Origin of the sequence: Nonomuraea sp. NPDC003560 (assembly GCF_042878785.1) — a bacterium.
In the GTDB taxonomy this organism is placed as follows: domain Bacteria; phylum Actinomycetota; class Actinomycetes; order Streptosporangiales; family Streptosporangiaceae; genus Nonomuraea.
Map to the genome: position 1 here is coordinate 38,802 of NZ_JBIAOF010000005.1, position 14,439 is coordinate 53,240.

The following is a 14,439-nucleotide window of genomic DNA, read 5'->3' on the forward strand; positions in this document are numbered from 1 at the left end:
AGACGAGGTCAGACTGGATCCGACCTGGTCACGTACTGGGAGGTGGCGTAGAACAGCGCGGTCGAGTCGTCCTCACGCCTGATGGGCTGCGCACCCTCCTCGACCGCGGGCCAGACGCGACGACCGGCAACCGTGGGGACGGTTCCGAGCACCGCGGCGGCCATCTTGTCGGCCACCCACGCCGCCTGATCGCGCGTCTTGCCAACGCTGGTGATTTGGAAGCGCAGTTCGTTCGGGCCGTCGTTGACAAGGTTCCGGTGGAACCCCGACTTCATGCCGGTATCGAAATAGGCGACCGCGTACGGCGGATCAGCATCCGGCAGCGCCTCACCGTCGTGGATGGCTAGCGTGGCCGGCACGGCGGCCCGCCACGCAGCCAGGAGCGCGTCCACAAGGGGCCTGGAGGGCAGCGGAGTCACAGCAGGTCCTTGACGATCTCGTCCAAGCTCTTCATGAACTTGGGCTCCTCGATGACCGCGGCCCCCGCGCCGTCGAGGTGCGGCGGCTGGTTGGCGCTGCCGTACTCGAACCCGCGCCCCATCCCGCCCTGCGGCAGGGCAGACTCGGGGCCGACCGTCCACTCGATCGCATCCGCCACAGGAACCTGCTCAGTGGTGATGGTCCGCGGGTACCTCTTGCCGTGCTTCTTCGCAGTCCGCCGTGCGTTCTTCTGCCACAGATCGCGCAGCGCCTCGGCGTGCCGCTCCACCACGGGGTAGGTCTTGCTGGCGGCCTCCTTCTCCGCGCCTTCCAGGACGGTAATGAGGCGGTCCAGGTCGCTGGCGTCGATGTCCGACATCAGCCCTCCTTGTCCTCCACAAGCAACCGCCTGGCTGTGGATGTGCCGGCGAGGTTGATGCCGATGACTTCCAGCGGCCTGCCGACCAGCCAGGCGTCATCGGATGCGGAGACGGTCAGCCGGTCCTCACGCTGGATATCCGGTGCGGCGTCCCAGGGCAGCACAGCCACGTACTGCCCCAAGGTGACTTCACGCTCTCCCCACTCCGTCTCCGAGGAGGAGCGGGGCTTGATCCGGCACTTGCCGCTGTAGACCGTCGTGTACGTCTGCTCGTACTGGCCGGTCTCCTCGTTAAGCACCGGTTCGCCGTCGCGCCGCTCCACGGTGCAGGTGTCCCGCATCAGGCGGAGCGCCGCAGCACGGCCGGCGCCAAGAACGCTCTCGACGCTCATGAGAGCGTCACGCTGAACGCGCCCTTGCGATAGCCGCGGAGCTCGTCCTTCTGGTCCTTGTTGAGCCGAGCATCTCCAACCGTCTCGGTCGCATACGTGACCGAGTAGTCGTCGATCGACTCAGACCGGAGGCCGAGGAGATTGCTCACGTTGGTGGTAGCCAGCGCGAGCACGACGTCCATGATGTCGTCGGGCGTCTCTTGGTAGCCGTGGCTGCAGATGAGCCGGACTCTGGGAGCCCACACTCCACGCACTCGGTTCCACGGCCAGCCCATCAGCCGGGTGGTCCCCCACCACGGGTAGCCGCGGGTAAGTTCGTCGCCGAGCCGCTCGAAGTCGACACCTTCGGTCAGCGTGTAGTCCACGCCGCCGAAGTCGCCGAGCTCGATGACTGTGAGCGGGTTGGAGTCATCGACGACGAGAGGCCGTTGCGGCACCCTCAGCACGCGATCTCCCCCGTCCACGTCGATCGTGTCGCTCGCGACGAACGTAATCTGCTGCCTGGTGTACGACCTCACTCTGGCCGACGCCCGCTTGAGGGCGAGTTCGGCCTGAGCTGTTGGGAGTGTCGTCTGCAGGTGGGTGTTGAGGTCGGCCACCGTGGCGAGCGGAGGCAGGGACACGGCGGCCTCCCGTCAGTCGTTGATGATCTCGTCGAGCTGGGCCAGCAGGGTAGAGCGGGGCTTGTCCCTTGCAGACTCCGCCTCCCGCGCCTCTGCAGCCTTCTCGGGGTCGTCGCCGACCCATTCGAGGACCTGGGGAATCGTGGCCTCGATATCCAGCGCACCGTCCTGCTGAGGGGCTGGGGTGGGCTGGTCGAGGACTTCGACCCGCGGGTCTTCGGCGAGGTACTCGGCCAAGCCGCCCTTGACGACCTGCCCTTCCTCCAGCTCGTGCACCTGGTAGTTGAAGTACGCCTTGATGGGTTCGCGTGCCCTGATGCGCATCGTTCCCCCGATCAGGCGTGCTCGATGACGACGGCCCGCTTGTACAGGGCGGCGTCGTTGTTGACGAGCGAGTCCGACGGGACGCCGTAGTCGCCGACCCAGGACCAGGTGGTGGACACGTTCTGCTGCAGTCGGTCGGACGGCGGGCGGACGATCAGCGCGACGTCGACGCCGGTGGCGACGTTCGCCATGGTGATCTCCGGGACGTCCTCGACGCCGGTGCCGCCGAGCAGGCTGCCCATCTCGGCGAACGGAGCGGCGATGAGCGCGCCGGCGCCCATGATGATGGGCCGGTGCACGGTGACGTTGCCAGCGCTGCCGCCGAGCAGAGTCGGGCACTCGTTGTTGCGCACCCAGTCGATGCCGCCGAACCGGCCGATCGACAGTTCGCGGTACACCTCGCTGTCGCCGCGGCCCTGGTACAGGTCGCGGAACTCGGAGTCGGCGAACAGCTGCGCCTCGGTGTCGGGGTCGACGTGAGCGACGTAGTAGCCGTTAACGGTGGGGACGTTCATCTTCCGCAGGCGGGTGACCGCGGCGCGGAAGTGCGCGAACGTGACCGTGTTGGAGGCGGTCAGGTCGTAGGCGGTGTCGCCGGTCGGACGGATCGTGGTCGGCGCGTTGGCCGCCACCAGGTAATCGCCGACGACGTCAGCGCGGGCGGTGCCGAGCGTGAGCGTGTTCGTGCTGGTGTTGACGCCAGTCACGGTGTTAGCGACGCCTTCGATGGTGACGTTCAGCGGGTTCGACGCCGACACTGGGGTGGGGACGCCGTTCACCATGACGTGGGTGAAGCCGTTGACCGACTGCACGATGATCGACGAGTCGGAGCTGCCCGCCGTGGTGCACCAGGTGCGCCCGCCCGCGTAGGCGGCGTACAGCTTGTTGCGGGCGATCTGGTTGAGCGACTGGCCGGCGTTGATGCCGAGCGTCTGCACGTCCGCGAGGTACTTGGACTGCAGCGCCATCGAGGAGTACAGCAGGTTGGTGTCCACCGAGTTGGCGTACTGGTCCATGGTGACGGACCACTGCTCGATGCCGTACGTCGCCGCCGACGGGTCGGAGCCGGTGATCGGCGTGGTGACCGGGGTGAGCAGGCCCTTACGGGTGAACGTCTTGGTGTCACCGACGCCGCCCATCCACGACTCGCTGTCGGCGATGGCGGGGAAGATGAACTCGGGCCGCAGCGCATCCTGGAAGGTCCGGTCGAGCAGACCGTTCTGCAGCATGGCGCGGATCGCGGTGGGAACGTTCGACCGCACGTCATGGCGGTCGAGCTGGAACGCCCAACGGGCGGACGAAGCAGACATGTGGTTACTCCTGTGTGATCTGTATGGACACGAGGTCCGGGTGCTGCCGGGCGATCTCTTCGAGCCCGAGCAGCGCGGTCTGTGCGATGGCCGACACCGCGGCGCACACGCGGCCCTGTTCGGCGTGGCCCTCGTGTCCGTCCACCTCGATCAAGGTGTGTCCCGGCCCCAGTTGGGCGCGGATACGGATCACCGGGGCCGAATCCCCAATCGGCGCAGTTCGGCGTCAACGGTGGCCTTGTCGGCGGTGCGGAAGTCGACCGGGTCGGGCTCCTTGCGAGGCCCTTGCGACGGATCAGGCTTGGGGGTCTTCTTCGGCGGCGGAGGCGTGGCCTGCTTGCGCAGATGCGGCTTGCGCTCCAGAAGCGTGTCGAGGTCCGCCTGCACGGCGTCAAGGTCGATATCTCCGTCATCACTGACGTACTTCGTGAGGTCGCCGAGCAGGTCCGCGTCCGTCGGGTCAGCGAACGACTCAGCCGCGAGCGCCTTCACCTCTGCCTTGACGGCGCGGTGCGTGGCCGCCTGCGCCCTCTGCTCCGCCTTCTCTGCGCGGGTGGCGAGCTTCTCGGTCTCGCTCTTGTCGCGGTCCTCGAACTCTGCGACCTTCGCCGCCAGCTCGTCGGCCCGCTTCTTCGCCGCGGCGGCCTCCCGCCTGGCGGCGGCACGTTCGGCCTTCATCCGGTCGAGCGCCTGCTTGCCCTTGTCGCCGAGCTCCGGAGTGTCCTCCGGTTCGGGCTCGGGCTCCGGGTCGGGGTCCTGGTTGCCAGGCTCCGGCTCAGGTTCTGGCTCGTCGTCGAACCGCGAGAGGTCGAACAGCCAGGGTCGTTCGATGTACATGAGTCTCCCGTTGCGGGATCAGCCCTCTTGCCCTTGCGGCGGAGGGACGTCTAAATGTGCGGAGGCAACGGCACCTTCAAGTAGCCGTTGGACCAGCCGTCGCGCGCCAACTCGGAGACGGCTGCCGCCTCGTCGATACCGCGCTCGCGCATCCGGTTGCGCACTGCTGCCTGCGCGGATTCGCCACCGGAGTAGGTGATGGTGCCGTCGTCGGCGATCTCGGCGCGCGACACTTCGGCACCGGTTCGGACTGACACGATCCGCATGATGATCACGGCGGCTCCTCGGAGAAGACGGAGCCGAATCCTGATGCTTCTCGCTCCAGCTTGTCGAGGACGTTCAACGAGTAGTCCAGCCAAGCACCGCGCCCGATGAGCTCGAAGTCAGGCCGTAGGGCTTCTAGGCGTCGACGTGCCTCGGCCGCGTCGGCCTTGGTCATGGGGTTGGAGCCGTCGGCGTAGGCATCGGCGAACGGTCCCTGCCCCGTGAGCCGCTCCACCGGCCCTTCTGGGACGGGCTGGTACGTCTCCAGGTCGTCGGACGGCACCGTGTAGGCGTGGCCGTGATCGATCGGAATCGTCCGCCCGTCCGCGGCGAGCATCCAGTTGCCGGCGTTCCGGTCGCTGTTGGAGATCAGCACGTCCAGCAGGCCGACCAGGTTGCCGTCGTTCCAATCCAGAGCCGCGGCGACGCGAGCCTCCCACTCCCTCGGTTGGCTCTCGCGCAGCTCGTCCGCAGTGACCGCGTCTTCGACGTACTCCATGTAGATGGAGTCGTTCGCGTTGCGGTACACGCGCGGCGCGCGTAGCCCGAGCGCGCGGGCGACCAAAGAAGAGAGCTGTTCGGCATCGTTTGCCGTAGCCAGGCTGGTGCCGGACTTGTGGACAACGCGGGTGCCGTCGGCCAGTGTGAGCAGTTCCGTGACTGCGGACTCGCCACCAGCCAGCACCTCGCGGCTCCTCGGCGGCTTGCCGGATTCGACCGCTCGGGCCAGGTCCTCGATGCCGTCCAGGGACGGATGCCACTGGTTAGACGAGCGCCCAGGCTCGATGCGTGCTGTCTCAGCTTCAGTCGCCCTGCGTGCTCTCCTGCCTGCGCTGTACTGGTCCAGGTACCCGAACTTCTCCAGCAGCCGGATCGCCTCGTCCCGGTCGCCACCGGCATCCGCAAGGATCTGTTCAGGCATAGGCCGCGGCACCTGTGATCGCCGGTATCGCTCGCCAGGCAGCCGCTTGAAGTTCCCCAGCTTCTTGCCCGCGACGCCGCGTACAGTCGTGCCTTCGGTCGTGATGCGCTTGCCGCCTACGGTTTGCATGCCGCGGCGAGCGTTGACCACTTGTCCGGCGTCAGCGCCAAGGCGGATCGCCTCTGCCCCACCTACCGTGAAGGCGCGGTTCTGCTCGGCCTCGGTCATCTGCGCGAACAGCGTGTCCGGCAACGGAGGCGGGGTGTCGCCTTCGTGGTAGGGCACCATCGTGCAGTCGCACTGAGGATGGCGCAGGAACCCGGTCGAGTAGGAGTACGTGCGGCCGGCGAGGATGATGCACCTGCCGCAAGCGGGCAGCGTCACATGCCTGACGTACGTCACCCACCGCCGGTTCGCGGTGATCCCCACCTGATCGGCGGCGCGCGAGGCGTCGGAGATCTCCGTGTCGACGATCCGGACGAGAGACGCCAGACCAGACCGGAGCGCCTCCTGGTCGTCGGCGCCGCGAGCCAGGAGCCCGAGCGTCCTCAGGGCGGGCTGCATCAGCAGTTTCGCGAGCGTCCCACCGCCCGCTGCCACGCCGGCGAACGCTGCAGGATTGATCGCCGAGGCGGCGACTGTGATGCCCTGCTGCAGCGCGATGGCGTTCAGGTAAGGCTGTGTCAGCGATGCGGCAGCGTATTGCCCTGTGGTGAGGAGCTGGATCAGCGCGTCCAGAACCGCCAGCCACGAATCCAGCACTGCGTTCGGCTGGACCTGCCCCCACAGAGCTTGCGCCTGCTCGACCGTGCCGCGGGCGATCGTCTGCTGTGCCCGGTAGTGCGCGGCAGCGACCTGCTCGACGGACATCAGGGCACTGGCTCAGGCTGAGGCTGCTCGGTCTTCTCCCGAGGCGGCTTGGGGCCGGTCAGTGCGGCAAGGTCGCCCGCCATGACCCGCTCGAACGCGGACTCGGCGACCTTCTCGTCCTCTTCCTCCATACGCTCGATCTGGACCTGCGTGTATCCAAGGTCCTCGCGCGTCTGACGGAGAGGCACGATCTTCGCCACATGGAGCTTCACCGCTGCGTCCGCCTTCTGTGCGATCGTCGGCGTTGCCGCGTCACGCCACAGCGTCTCCAGGCTCGTGGCGTCCTCCGGTTCGCTACCTCGGACCTTCAGCACGAGCCGCTGCACCCGCTCCCACGAGCCTCCGTAGGAGCGCTGCCGGCGTTCGGCTCGCTTGATCAGGCGCGACTCATCCGATCGGATGGCGTCCGCTGAGGCGGGGTTGTCGGTGGTGTGTCCGAGGAACCGGGATGGGAGGCCGCCGAGAGAGGCAACCATCATCGCCAGCAGCTTCAGCGTCTCGTGGAAGTTGGACAGGTTCGCCTCGGGGAACTGGCCGACCTCGACGCCGTCCTCCTGCTTGTGCTTCGGGATCGCCCAGACTCGCCCGATGATCCGCTTCAAAGCGGAGATCTTCCGGCCCTGCTCGTCTTGGAAGTCCGACTCGTCGACACCGATCGCCCACCTGCGCGGCACGGCGTGGAACTCGCCGGACACCATCATGTCGGTGGCCATCTTGCAGGCTGCGTCCGACAGGGGGACGATCGGCTTCAGTTCGGAGACCCCGTGGGACCGCTTGGTGCGTGGCCGGTTCACGATGGGCACGACCGGGACTTCGCCCAGATCGTGCTCGTCCCGCTCGTGGTCGGGGTCTTCGATCCAGTCGCCATCCCGCTTGACCCACCAGATGGTGACCTTGGGCAGGTAGAGGGTGGCGTGTTCGACCTTGCCGTCCTCGTCTTCCTCGGTCCACCGCTTGACCACGGCTTCGACCTTGCGGGTGCGCGGGTCGTGCTCGGCGTACACCTCCAACGGCGACTCGACCGTCACGATGGGCGTCTGCGAGTCGTCCTCGTTCGCGCCGACGATCACGTAGGAGCGGCCCATCACCAGTGCGTCAACGTGTGCCTTCTGCGACTCCTCGTCCAGGTCGTTGGCCTGCCAGATGCGCCATAGTTCGTCGTCGGCCTCGGCCTGCCGGCCGAACCGGAAGCCTTCAACGTCCAGGCGTTCCTCAAGGGAGTCGACGACCAGGCGCGGCCACTCGACCACGACCTGCCGGACCCGCTCGTCGAGTTCCTGCAGCAGTTCGGGAGCCATGTACGAGAGAGGCTGCTCTCCCTCGTAGTAGGAGTCCCACTTCCTCAGCTCGGGCAGGTCCTTGTCGTGGCACTTGATCAGGTGCATGAGCCACTGCTTCTCCGTGCGCATGTCACCTCATCACGATCACCTTGGAGGGGCGTCTCTTCCGAAACAGGCCGGCGGCTTGAGCGTCGCCTGCAGCCTCGTGGGCGAGGATTGAGCAGACGGCGAGGTCGATCTTCTGTGTCTGTGCTGGCTTCTCCAGCACGTACCGCTGGTTCGGCCGCGGCGCCTTTCGGGCGTTCTTCACGTGGATCGCCGTCGTCTTGCAGCCGTCGTGCGTGAACGCCGACTCTGCCTTGGTCACGTCCACGAGAAGGCGCTGCGTCGCCGCATGCATCTGCACTGGCCGGTAGGTCTCCCACCGCAGGACGACCTTGTCGCCGTACTTCTCCACCCAGCCGTCGATCTCTGTCTTCCAGTCCGGCGGGTCGCAGTACATGCGCACGACCTTGTACCGGGCCATGAGCTCGTCAACCGCGGCAGCGACTTCGAGGCGCGGCACCTGGCCGCCATGCTCAGCGGGATTCCAGAACGTCGGAGCCTGGTCAGGGCCAAACGTCGGCGTGAACTGGAACCCGTCGCCCGTTTCGGCCCGAATACCGGTCCAGTCGTCGCTGTCGCTGCCGTCGAAGCCAAGCACGATCGGCGTCCCATCCGGCACCTGCTCCGGCATCGCGCGGCCGTCCCACACGTCGCCGTCCATCCACGAGCCGCCGCCGTAGACGATCCGGTTACCGAAGAACCGCTCCGCCTGAGCGGGATCGGTCTCGGCAAGCTCGGCGCACTCCGCCTCGATCATCGGGACGCTCGCGTGCGGAGACCCCGCATAGTTGAACCGAAGGATCTTGCGGCGCTCTGCTTTGTTCTTGAACGACAGGTTCGCCGGCGGCGGCTCGTAGAAGCGGAAGACGTCCTTCGCCTTCCCTTCGAACGTGCGCTGCGCCGTCGACTGCTCGGCCGGGTTGAAGCAGTTCGTCGTCTCCATCGACCGGCCGCCCATGCCGGCGGCGCCGCGGCGCATCGTCTCGGCGACCTTCACCAGCTTGTTCGTCGCGTTGTACAGCTGCGACTCGTCCTGAAGGCAGAAGATGAGCGGGTTGCCCAGGCGGGACATGGCGCTGGAGGTGACGACCTCGATGATTCCGTCGTTCGGCAGGCGGATGAAGCCCTCACGGACCTTCATCAGCTCCGCGAGCCGCGGCCCTTTCGCCATCGCCTGCAGCGGCCGGTACACGTTGTCGACCTGGTCCTCGGAGGTGGCCAGAAGCTGGATCAGCGGGGTCGGCCAGGGCATGCCCATCGGCTCGCCAGGCCGGTATGTGTACGTCCACCCGCACCCGCACCCGTGATCAGCGCACCGGTACTCCTCACCACCCTCAGCCCAGCCGGCGAATAGGACCGGCCCTACCGCTTCCGCGCAGACGATCGTCGCCGACCACGGGCCCTTGCCAGTCTTCTGCGGGGCGATGATCTGCGAGCGGCGGTAGAAGAACGCCGCACCACGGGTCGGGATGCCGTTCCGGTCGTACGCCTTGGCGTCCGGTTTGATCCGGTAGTGGTTGAGAGTGCACCACAGCTGCCAGTCGTACGGCCGGAACGGGCGGCCCTTGGAAAAGCCGTCCGGGACGATGCAGTGCCGCTGACTCCAGGCGGGAACGATGAACAGGGTCGGGAAGTCGACGACGTACTTGTCAGCCGCCGCCATGAGTCACGACCGTGAACCGCGACCGGACGTCCTCGACGTCGTCGACAGGCTCGTCACGCTCCTGCCGCTTCACCGCAAGGTCATCCTCGGCGATCTTCCAGCCATTCTCCTTCAGCCCCGCGGGCGTGAGCCCGATCTGGTCAGCGAACCGCACGACGACGTTCCCGAGCGCCGCTGAAGCATCCTCCGCTTCCATCCGCACGGACCAGCGCACCCACATGGCGACCGTCCGCCAACGCCACGGCTGAACCGACCACGCCGCGGCCTGCGGAGTGCGCCACGCCTCCTCCCACACCTCCAGCTCGCGATCGTTCGCCAGCGGAAGCGGAAAGTCGGGGGCGTCTCCGTCGTAGCCTTGCGCCGGCAGGGCGGTGAACACCACCCCGCGCTGCTCGGACCTGCCAGACGACTCGTCAGGGCGAGGCCCAGACCTGTTCCGGGCACCTCCACGGGCCATGCTCGATCACTACTCCCTCGCCGCGTTGCGCGGCATCAGGCCAGCCAGTCACCTTGCGTGACAGGCCGTAACGTTTGAACCCTCCGCACATGGGAGCGCCCTCCCCCGCGGTCTCCTGTAAATCGGACATAGGGGGCATACCCCCACCCCCTCTGACCTGCGGAAACACGACACGGCCTCTGACCTGCGGAAACGCCACTCGTCCCGTATGTCCGTTTTCGTGTGTGTCGACCTCACCCGCAAGACTGCGAGTGCCAGCCACCAGGTTGATCACGTGCCGTGCGTGCACTGTGATGCTCGTGGCTCATGGCCCTGAGGTTGGTGTGGTCGTGGCCACGCGGCCCCTTAGGGCCGAGCCCGTCTATGTGGTCCACGTCGGTGGCCATGGGTCTGGCCTGTAGGGGTAGGGCTAGGCAGGTGTCGCATTCGCAGCGTGGGCGTGTGCGTAGGTACGCCTTGCGTGTGCACTGCCATGCTCTGTCGTATCCACGCTGTGCTGCTGTGCCTCGGGCCTGCTCCGCCTTGGCCTTGCACCCGTCGCACCTGCCCTTGGCGCACAGGGCGGGACAGCCTGGGGTGCTACACACCTTGAGCGCTGGCATGGCTAGCTGGGGATGAGGCCGGCATCGGCGAGCACGGCGAGGAAGATGCCGGTGCACAGGAGGGCGATGGGCCACGCCTTCTGAGTGAGGGCGATGATGGCGCCGGCGAGGAGGGCTACGAGGGCCAGGATGATGAGGATGTTCAAGGTCTCTCCGTTCCTGGGCTTATGACGGAATGTAGCGGAGATGCCGTCTCCCGCCGGTGACGAGTTGTACCGAGAGTGACGGTCAGGGTAGTAGCGGGCCGGCGTACGTGGCGGGCACCTGCTTGTAGTTCTCGCCGGGGATCTTCTCGACGCGTCCTTCGTGGAACCAGGTCTGGCGCGGGTCCATGCCGCCTTTGAAGCCGGGCAGAAGTGCTGTCCAGTAGACGTACGCCCACCATTCGCCGTGGGGGCTGAGGCGCCATTCCAGCAGTAGTCCTGCTTCGGCTGGGTGGCCGGGGAGGATCACTGAGGGGGCCTGGTCTTGCACGGGGTCGAGGATACCCAGCGAAGCGAACGTGTATTCGAGTCGGGCTAGCGGCTGGTGTCGAGTAGCGCGGCAGCTTCCACGCTGAGGTGCTCGCGCAGGCGGGGCAGGTCGCAGGTGAGGATGCGGTCCAGCACGATCGGGCAGGCGCGCTCCCAGCCGCCTTCGTCCTGTACCTGCTGGAGGCGGCCTACCAGCGTGACGAGGTCGAGCTGTAGAGCGTCCATGCCGGCTCCAGGGTGAGGGGTTGTTCCGGGCGGGCGCTCCCAGCGAAAGCGCACACGGTAGGTGTGTCCTCATACCCGCCCGGAGGACTAGGAGATGCCCAGCTCGGCATCGATGTGCGCGAGGTCGTCGGGAGTGAGCACGCCTCCGCACCTCGCGCAGTGCCTGCCCCGGATGGTGCGCCCGCCAGGGGCGTCGTCCATCCACAGAACCAGCGGGCGGAAGCAGCGGCACACGGTGTCTTCCATGCCCTCGGGTACGGTGACGTACGGCATCAGACCTCCCGTAGAGGAGGCAGCGACGACAGGCGGACTCGCTCCGTGTAAGTCACGGCCTCCCATGTCACCGGGTCGTAGACCAACCGGCCGTCGCCGTCCCGCTCGTACACGGTGAGCTTGGCGCATGGACGCCGACTGCCGTACACCTCGATGCGCTTGATGTTCTCAGGGACGAGCCCTTCGGCGCGCATCCACGACAGGGCGGTCTGGTACTGGGGCGTCAGGACTCGCTCGTAGGCGTCCTTGCCGTCCAAGACGAGCCAGGGCTTGCGCCAGAAGCGGAGCCGCATCACTCGCTCACCCACTCAGGGTTGAAGCCGGGACGGTGGCGGCGACCAGACGCGAGCAGCTTCACAGTCGTGCAGGGCGTCCGCTCGCCGCATCCTTGGCACCGTCCAGCCCAGTTGGGGAGGTACGTGCCTGCCGCTTCGGGATGCTCGTCGAGCAGCGCCAGTTCTGCCGTGCAGCGGGCGATCGTGTCCCTCGGCTGCTGCAACACGATGTGGTCAGCGGCTTCCCGCTCCCACACCCCTCCGCCGTCCGAGTAGTTGAGGGTGGCGACGCGGATGCCGATGTTGACGACGTCCTGCCGCTCCTCGTCCCACTCCGTCTCCGAGTCGTCCGTGAGAGCGCCGTGGATCTGCCACGCGCTGCCTTCGCCTGCCTGGCCTCGGTTTACCCACGGGCCCGGAGACGCCTTGTCGGCGGCGATGGCTGCTGCCTTGTCGCCCTCGATGACCGATCTCAGCCATGAGAGCAGGTCGGCGCTCATCCGTTCTCCACCTCGATGTCCACGGCTTCCGTCACGTACGCCAGGAGGGCACGGCAGATAGCCCGGTCCCGGTGTCGCATGAGACCGAGGTCGGCACGGTCGAGAATGGTCACGGTGGGCTCGTCGCCTTCGGTGATGTACAGGATCGCCGGGCCAGGCGGGAGGGCGATGGTGCGGTGCGCTTCCTGCGTAGTGTCGCAGTGGATGGCCATCAGGCCACGTCCAGCCTGTTGGGCTCAAGGCCGAAGTAGACGACCGAGAAGTCAGCGACCGCAAGCCCGTCCTCGTCCATGACCTGCTGAGCCAGGACCTCGAACATCTCGCCCCGCGTCCGCCCCTCAGGCTGGCAGAGACCGGACTTCTGTCGGAAGTAGAAGCCACCGAGTTTCGGCACGAGGTAGGTGATCATCCAGTGGTATTCAGCTGACTGGGTCGGCATGGCGTCTCCAGGGGGCTGTAGGGGGTTGTTGTGCGGCCCTGGACCCAACCCCCCAGCTAGTCAGGGCCGCACGCATATGGGGTGGGTTGGCGGCCCCGCTCCCTCGCCGGGACATGGGCCGCCAACCCGGCTCGCGTGACAGTCACCTACGGGGGCAGGGGGGTCGCGCGAGCAGCGCGCCTCCAGCACAGGGCGCGCGTCTTGAAGTCTCTAGCGGCGTATAGGAGCCCCGAAATGGCGAGAGCCCGTCCACTCGGGGAGGAGATGGACGGGCTTCTCGACGGCTCTCGCCGAAGCTATCACCAGGGATCATGTCACCTGATCGTTGTCTACGCAACTACCAGGTCACGCTGACGACCCCTCGTGTCGCCCGCAGCCATCAGGTCGATCACGTCGCCCACCCGGAACACCATCCGCCCCGACTCGTCCAACCCTGTCGGCTGGAGCTTCCCGCGCGAGATCCACGTGTGCAGCAGGGCGGGCTTGATGGGGCGGATCAGCGACGTCAGGGCGCGGGCGATCGTCGGAGCGCCGAGCTGCCGGTCTTCGAGGGCTTTCAGCATCCACTCTCGGCGGGCGTGGACGTCGTAGCGGGGCCGCTGCCCGTCCTCGTCCACACACCAGCGGCAGCAGACCGACACCGCGCCAGGTCGGGCGTACAGGTCGCCTTGGCAGGCGTCGCACGGGCCGGCGTAGACGAGATCCCGCGGTGGGGCGTCGGTGGCGTAGCGGGCGTTCCTGACGGCGAGAAGGATCTCCTCGACGGCGTCGGGGCCGGCGGGGTGGGCGATGAGCGGGCCGGCGTGCCTGCGGAGCCAGCGAGAGACGTGGACGGGGTCGTGGTGGGGTTCGCGGCCGAGGTGGATGTACGTGCACGACGGGTGGTCGCAGGACGCGCAGACGGGGCCTTGCAGGGGGTGGACGGATGCGACGAGGACGCGGGCCCAGCCGAGCAGGATCACGGCGAGATGGTCAGCCGCTTCCGATGCTCGTTCGTTCCACGGGAGTGGCTTCTCGTTGCCGCGTCCGCCGACTCCCCCGCTGGTGAGGCGGGTCTGCCTGGTGATGGCGAGATCGAGGTCTTCGTCGAGCTCGGGGACCGCGGCTAGTTCGCGGTCGAGTTCGGCCTCACAGGCTCCGCAGATGCGGGCCGAGCCGGGCATAGTGCGGTCGCAGATGCTGACCGGGCAGTCCAGAGCCACAAGTTCCCCCTGACGAGCTTGTACGCTTTTGGGAGACCTGAGTGGGTTGAGGGCCTGGAGGGTCGGCGAGGGACTAGTGGGACGAGGCGGCTCTCCGGTGGTGCGGAGGGCCGCTTTCGCTGTCTACTGAGATTCTGGCGTATGTCGGAGCGGCGGGAACGACAGTAATCGTCTCACAGAGTGCGTAGGTGTTCAGGTATCAGCTCGTGTAGGTGCTCGCGAACGAAGGAGCGCCACTCCTCCTCGTCGACGTCGGCCGAGTCGCGCAGCCTGAGCCTGTCAGTGAGCCATGCGTCAACGTCGACGTCGGGGTTCGCGATCTCGATGAGCGGGCATTCGTGGCCAGCCTCCCAGCAGGCGGTGCAGCCCTTTTCGATCACGTTGCTGTGGCCTGAGCAGACGAAGTGTGCGTCTATGTGTTCGTGGACGCAGCCAGCGAAGAGGAGGCGTTCTGCTGGCATCTGGCATAGGCGGCGAGACTCTGTGTGGGTGCCGCCGCACTTGATCGGAATTGGCGGCCCGTGCATGAGGCGCTTCTTCAGAACGTCCAGTTCGTTCGGAGTGGTTGGTGTGCTCATGGCGCTGCACCCTCCAAGCTCCCTGA

Annotated in this window: 23 protein-coding genes; all 23 read right to left on the bottom strand. The window is 67.0% G+C overall.

Translation table 11 applies throughout. The features are described 5' to 3' along the window. Positions 1–8: 8 nt before the first annotated feature. The 23 genes from ACFYUV_RS20555 to ACFYUV_RS20665 all read right to left on the bottom strand — a co-directional run bounded on the left by ACFYUV_RS20555 (position 9) and on the right by ACFYUV_RS20665 (position 14,413). Complete coding sequence (locus ACFYUV_RS20555) at positions 9–419, bottom strand: hypothetical protein (protein ID WP_387670480.1); 411 nt, start codon at positions 417–419, stop codon at positions 9–11. Next, entirely contained in the window at positions 416–799 is a 384-nt protein-coding gene (locus tag ACFYUV_RS20560) for a hypothetical protein (protein WP_387670482.1), read from the bottom strand. The genes ACFYUV_RS20555 and ACFYUV_RS20560 overlap by 4 nt, the downstream gene beginning before the upstream one ends. After that, positions 799–1,191 (bottom strand): DUF6093 family protein, encoded by a 393-nt coding sequence (locus ACFYUV_RS20565; RefSeq protein ID WP_387670484.1) that lies wholly within the window; start codon positions 1,189–1,191, stop codon positions 799–801. The genes ACFYUV_RS20560 and ACFYUV_RS20565 overlap by 1 nt, the downstream gene beginning before the upstream one ends. Next, positions 1,188–1,790: a hypothetical protein gene (locus ACFYUV_RS20570; protein WP_387670486.1), complete on the bottom strand. Its 603-nt coding sequence runs from the start codon at positions 1,788–1,790 to the stop codon at positions 1,188–1,190. The genes ACFYUV_RS20565 and ACFYUV_RS20570 overlap by 4 nt, the downstream gene beginning before the upstream one ends. 36 nt (positions 1,791–1,826) lie before the next feature. After that, the gene (locus ACFYUV_RS20575; protein WP_387670488.1) at positions 1,827–2,138 is read right to left on the bottom strand and encodes a hypothetical protein; all 312 of its coding nucleotides are present in this window, start codon (positions 2,136–2,138) and stop codon (positions 1,827–1,829) included. Positions 2,139–2,149: 11 nt separating this feature from the next. Beyond that, positions 2,150–3,448: a hypothetical protein gene (locus tag ACFYUV_RS20580; protein ID WP_387670490.1), complete on the bottom strand. Its 1,299-nt coding sequence runs from the start codon at positions 3,446–3,448 to the stop codon at positions 2,150–2,152. 4 nt (positions 3,449–3,452) lie between these two features. Next, positions 3,453–3,593, bottom strand: coding sequence for a ribosomal-processing cysteine protease Prp (locus ACFYUV_RS20585; protein ID WP_387670492.1), 141 nt, complete (start codon positions 3,591–3,593; stop codon positions 3,453–3,455). Positions 3,594–3,637: 44 nt separating this feature from the next. Next, positions 3,638–4,285, bottom strand: a complete 648-nt coding sequence (locus tag ACFYUV_RS20590) for a hypothetical protein (RefSeq protein WP_387670494.1) — start codon at positions 4,283–4,285, stop codon at positions 3,638–3,640. A 50-nt stretch (positions 4,286–4,335) separates the two neighbouring features. Beyond that, complete coding sequence (locus tag ACFYUV_RS20595; RefSeq protein ID WP_387670496.1) at positions 4,336–4,560, bottom strand: hypothetical protein; 225 nt, start codon at positions 4,558–4,560, stop codon at positions 4,336–4,338. Next, complete coding sequence (locus ACFYUV_RS20600; protein WP_387670498.1) at positions 4,557–6,341, bottom strand: hypothetical protein; 1,785 nt, start codon at positions 6,339–6,341, stop codon at positions 4,557–4,559. Before ACFYUV_RS20600 ends, ACFYUV_RS20595 begins: the two co-directional genes overlap by 4 nt. Continuing rightward, a complete protein-coding gene (locus ACFYUV_RS20605; RefSeq protein ID WP_387670499.1) occupies positions 6,341–7,750 on the bottom strand; it encodes a phage portal protein in 1,410 nt (469 codons plus the stop codon). The genes ACFYUV_RS20600 and ACFYUV_RS20605 overlap by 1 nt, the downstream gene beginning before the upstream one ends. Before the next feature lies 1 nt (position 7,751). Then, a complete protein-coding gene (locus ACFYUV_RS20610; RefSeq protein ID WP_387670501.1) occupies positions 7,752–9,389 on the bottom strand; it encodes a hypothetical protein in 1,638 nt (545 codons plus the stop codon). Then, on the bottom strand, positions 9,376–9,771 hold the full coding sequence (locus ACFYUV_RS20615) for a hypothetical protein (RefSeq protein ID WP_387670503.1): 396 nt from the start codon (positions 9,769–9,771) through the stop codon (positions 9,376–9,378). Before ACFYUV_RS20615 ends, ACFYUV_RS20610 begins: the two co-directional genes overlap by 14 nt. A gap of 679 nt (positions 9,772–10,450) precedes the next feature. Further along, on the bottom strand, positions 10,451–10,594 hold the full coding sequence (locus ACFYUV_RS20620; protein ID WP_387670505.1) for a hypothetical protein: 144 nt from the start codon (positions 10,592–10,594) through the stop codon (positions 10,451–10,453). An 82-nt stretch (positions 10,595–10,676) separates the two neighbouring features. Beyond that, positions 10,677–10,922, bottom strand: a complete 246-nt coding sequence (locus tag ACFYUV_RS20625; RefSeq protein WP_387670507.1) for a hypothetical protein — start codon at positions 10,920–10,922, stop codon at positions 10,677–10,679. 44 nt (positions 10,923–10,966) lie between these two features. After that, positions 10,967–11,146, bottom strand: coding sequence for a hypothetical protein (locus ACFYUV_RS20630; RefSeq protein ID WP_387670509.1), 180 nt, complete (start codon positions 11,144–11,146; stop codon positions 10,967–10,969). An 87-nt stretch (positions 11,147–11,233) separates the two neighbouring features. Then, positions 11,234–11,392 (bottom strand): hypothetical protein, encoded by a 159-nt coding sequence (locus ACFYUV_RS20635; protein ID WP_387670511.1) that lies wholly within the window; start codon positions 11,390–11,392, stop codon positions 11,234–11,236. A 26-nt stretch (positions 11,393–11,418) separates the two neighbouring features. Beyond that, a complete protein-coding gene (locus ACFYUV_RS20640) occupies positions 11,419–11,712 on the bottom strand; it encodes a hypothetical protein (protein ID WP_387670513.1) in 294 nt (97 codons plus the stop codon). Continuing rightward, complete coding sequence (locus ACFYUV_RS20645; protein ID WP_387670515.1) at positions 11,712–12,194, bottom strand: DUF6221 family protein; 483 nt, start codon at positions 12,192–12,194, stop codon at positions 11,712–11,714. The genes ACFYUV_RS20640 and ACFYUV_RS20645 overlap by 1 nt, the downstream gene beginning before the upstream one ends. Next, entirely contained in the window at positions 12,191–12,406 is a 216-nt protein-coding gene (locus ACFYUV_RS20650; protein WP_387670517.1) for a hypothetical protein, read from the bottom strand. The genes ACFYUV_RS20645 and ACFYUV_RS20650 overlap by 4 nt, the downstream gene beginning before the upstream one ends. Beyond that, positions 12,406–12,603, bottom strand: a complete 198-nt coding sequence (locus ACFYUV_RS20655; RefSeq protein ID WP_387670519.1) for a hypothetical protein — start codon at positions 12,601–12,603, stop codon at positions 12,406–12,408. The genes ACFYUV_RS20650 and ACFYUV_RS20655 overlap by 1 nt, the downstream gene beginning before the upstream one ends. 359 nt (positions 12,604–12,962) lie before the next feature. Further along, on the bottom strand, positions 12,963–13,835 hold the full coding sequence (locus ACFYUV_RS20660) for a hypothetical protein (RefSeq protein ID WP_387670521.1): 873 nt from the start codon (positions 13,833–13,835) through the stop codon (positions 12,963–12,965). A gap of 173 nt (positions 13,836–14,008) precedes the next feature. After that, positions 14,009–14,413, bottom strand: coding sequence for a hypothetical protein (locus ACFYUV_RS20665; protein WP_387670523.1), 405 nt, complete (start codon positions 14,411–14,413; stop codon positions 14,009–14,011). Positions 14,414–14,439: the final 26 nt, after the last annotated feature.

What these genes read in the sequence shown, in the direction of transcription:
- ACFYUV_RS20665 (WP_387670523.1), bottom strand. Translation starts at nt 14,413, where the DNA reads ATGAGCACACCAACCACTCCGAACGAACTGGACGTTCTGAAGAAGCGC.
- ACFYUV_RS20645 (WP_387670515.1), bottom strand. Translation starts at nt 12,194, where the DNA reads ATGAGCGCCGACCTGCTCTCATGGCTGAGATCGGTCATCGAGGGCGAC.
- ACFYUV_RS20605 (WP_387670499.1), bottom strand. Translation starts at nt 7,750, where the DNA reads ATGCGCACGGAGAAGCAGTGGCTCATGCACCTGATCAAGTGCCACGAC.
- ACFYUV_RS20640 (WP_387670513.1), bottom strand. Translation starts at nt 11,712, where the DNA reads ATGCGGCTCCGCTTCTGGCGCAAGCCCTGGCTCGTCTTGGACGGCAAG.
- ACFYUV_RS20655 (WP_387670519.1), bottom strand. Translation starts at nt 12,603, where the DNA reads ATGATCACCTACCTCGTGCCGAAACTCGGTGGCTTCTACTTCCGACAG.
- ACFYUV_RS20590 (WP_387670494.1), bottom strand. Translation starts at nt 4,285, where the DNA reads ATGTACATCGAACGACCCTGGCTGTTCGACCTCTCGCGGTTCGACGAC.
- ACFYUV_RS20560 (WP_387670482.1), bottom strand. Translation starts at nt 799, where the DNA reads ATGTCGGACATCGACGCCAGCGACCTGGACCGCCTCATTACCGTCCTG.
- ACFYUV_RS20600 (WP_387670498.1), bottom strand. Translation starts at nt 6,341, where the DNA reads ATGTCCGTCGAGCAGGTCGCTGCCGCGCACTACCGGGCACAGCAGACG.
- ACFYUV_RS20575 (WP_387670488.1), bottom strand. Translation starts at nt 2,138, where the DNA reads ATGCGCATCAGGGCACGCGAACCCATCAAGGCGTACTTCAACTACCAG.
- ACFYUV_RS20630 (WP_387670509.1), bottom strand. Translation starts at nt 11,146, where the DNA reads ATGGACGCTCTACAGCTCGACCTCGTCACGCTGGTAGGCCGCCTCCAG.
- ACFYUV_RS20610 (WP_387670501.1), bottom strand. Translation starts at nt 9,389, where the DNA reads ATGGCGGCGGCTGACAAGTACGTCGTCGACTTCCCGACCCTGTTCATC.
- ACFYUV_RS20635 (WP_387670511.1), bottom strand. Translation starts at nt 11,392, where the DNA reads ATGGAAGACACCGTGTGCCGCTGCTTCCGCCCGCTGGTTCTGTGGATG.
- ACFYUV_RS20580 (WP_387670490.1), bottom strand. Translation starts at nt 3,448, where the DNA reads ATGTCTGCTTCGTCCGCCCGTTGGGCGTTCCAGCTCGACCGCCATGAC.
- ACFYUV_RS20650 (WP_387670517.1), bottom strand. Translation starts at nt 12,406, where the DNA reads ATGGCCATCCACTGCGACACTACGCAGGAAGCGCACCGCACCATCGCC.
- ACFYUV_RS20565 (WP_387670484.1), bottom strand. Translation starts at nt 1,191, where the DNA reads ATGAGCGTCGAGAGCGTTCTTGGCGCCGGCCGTGCTGCGGCGCTCCGC.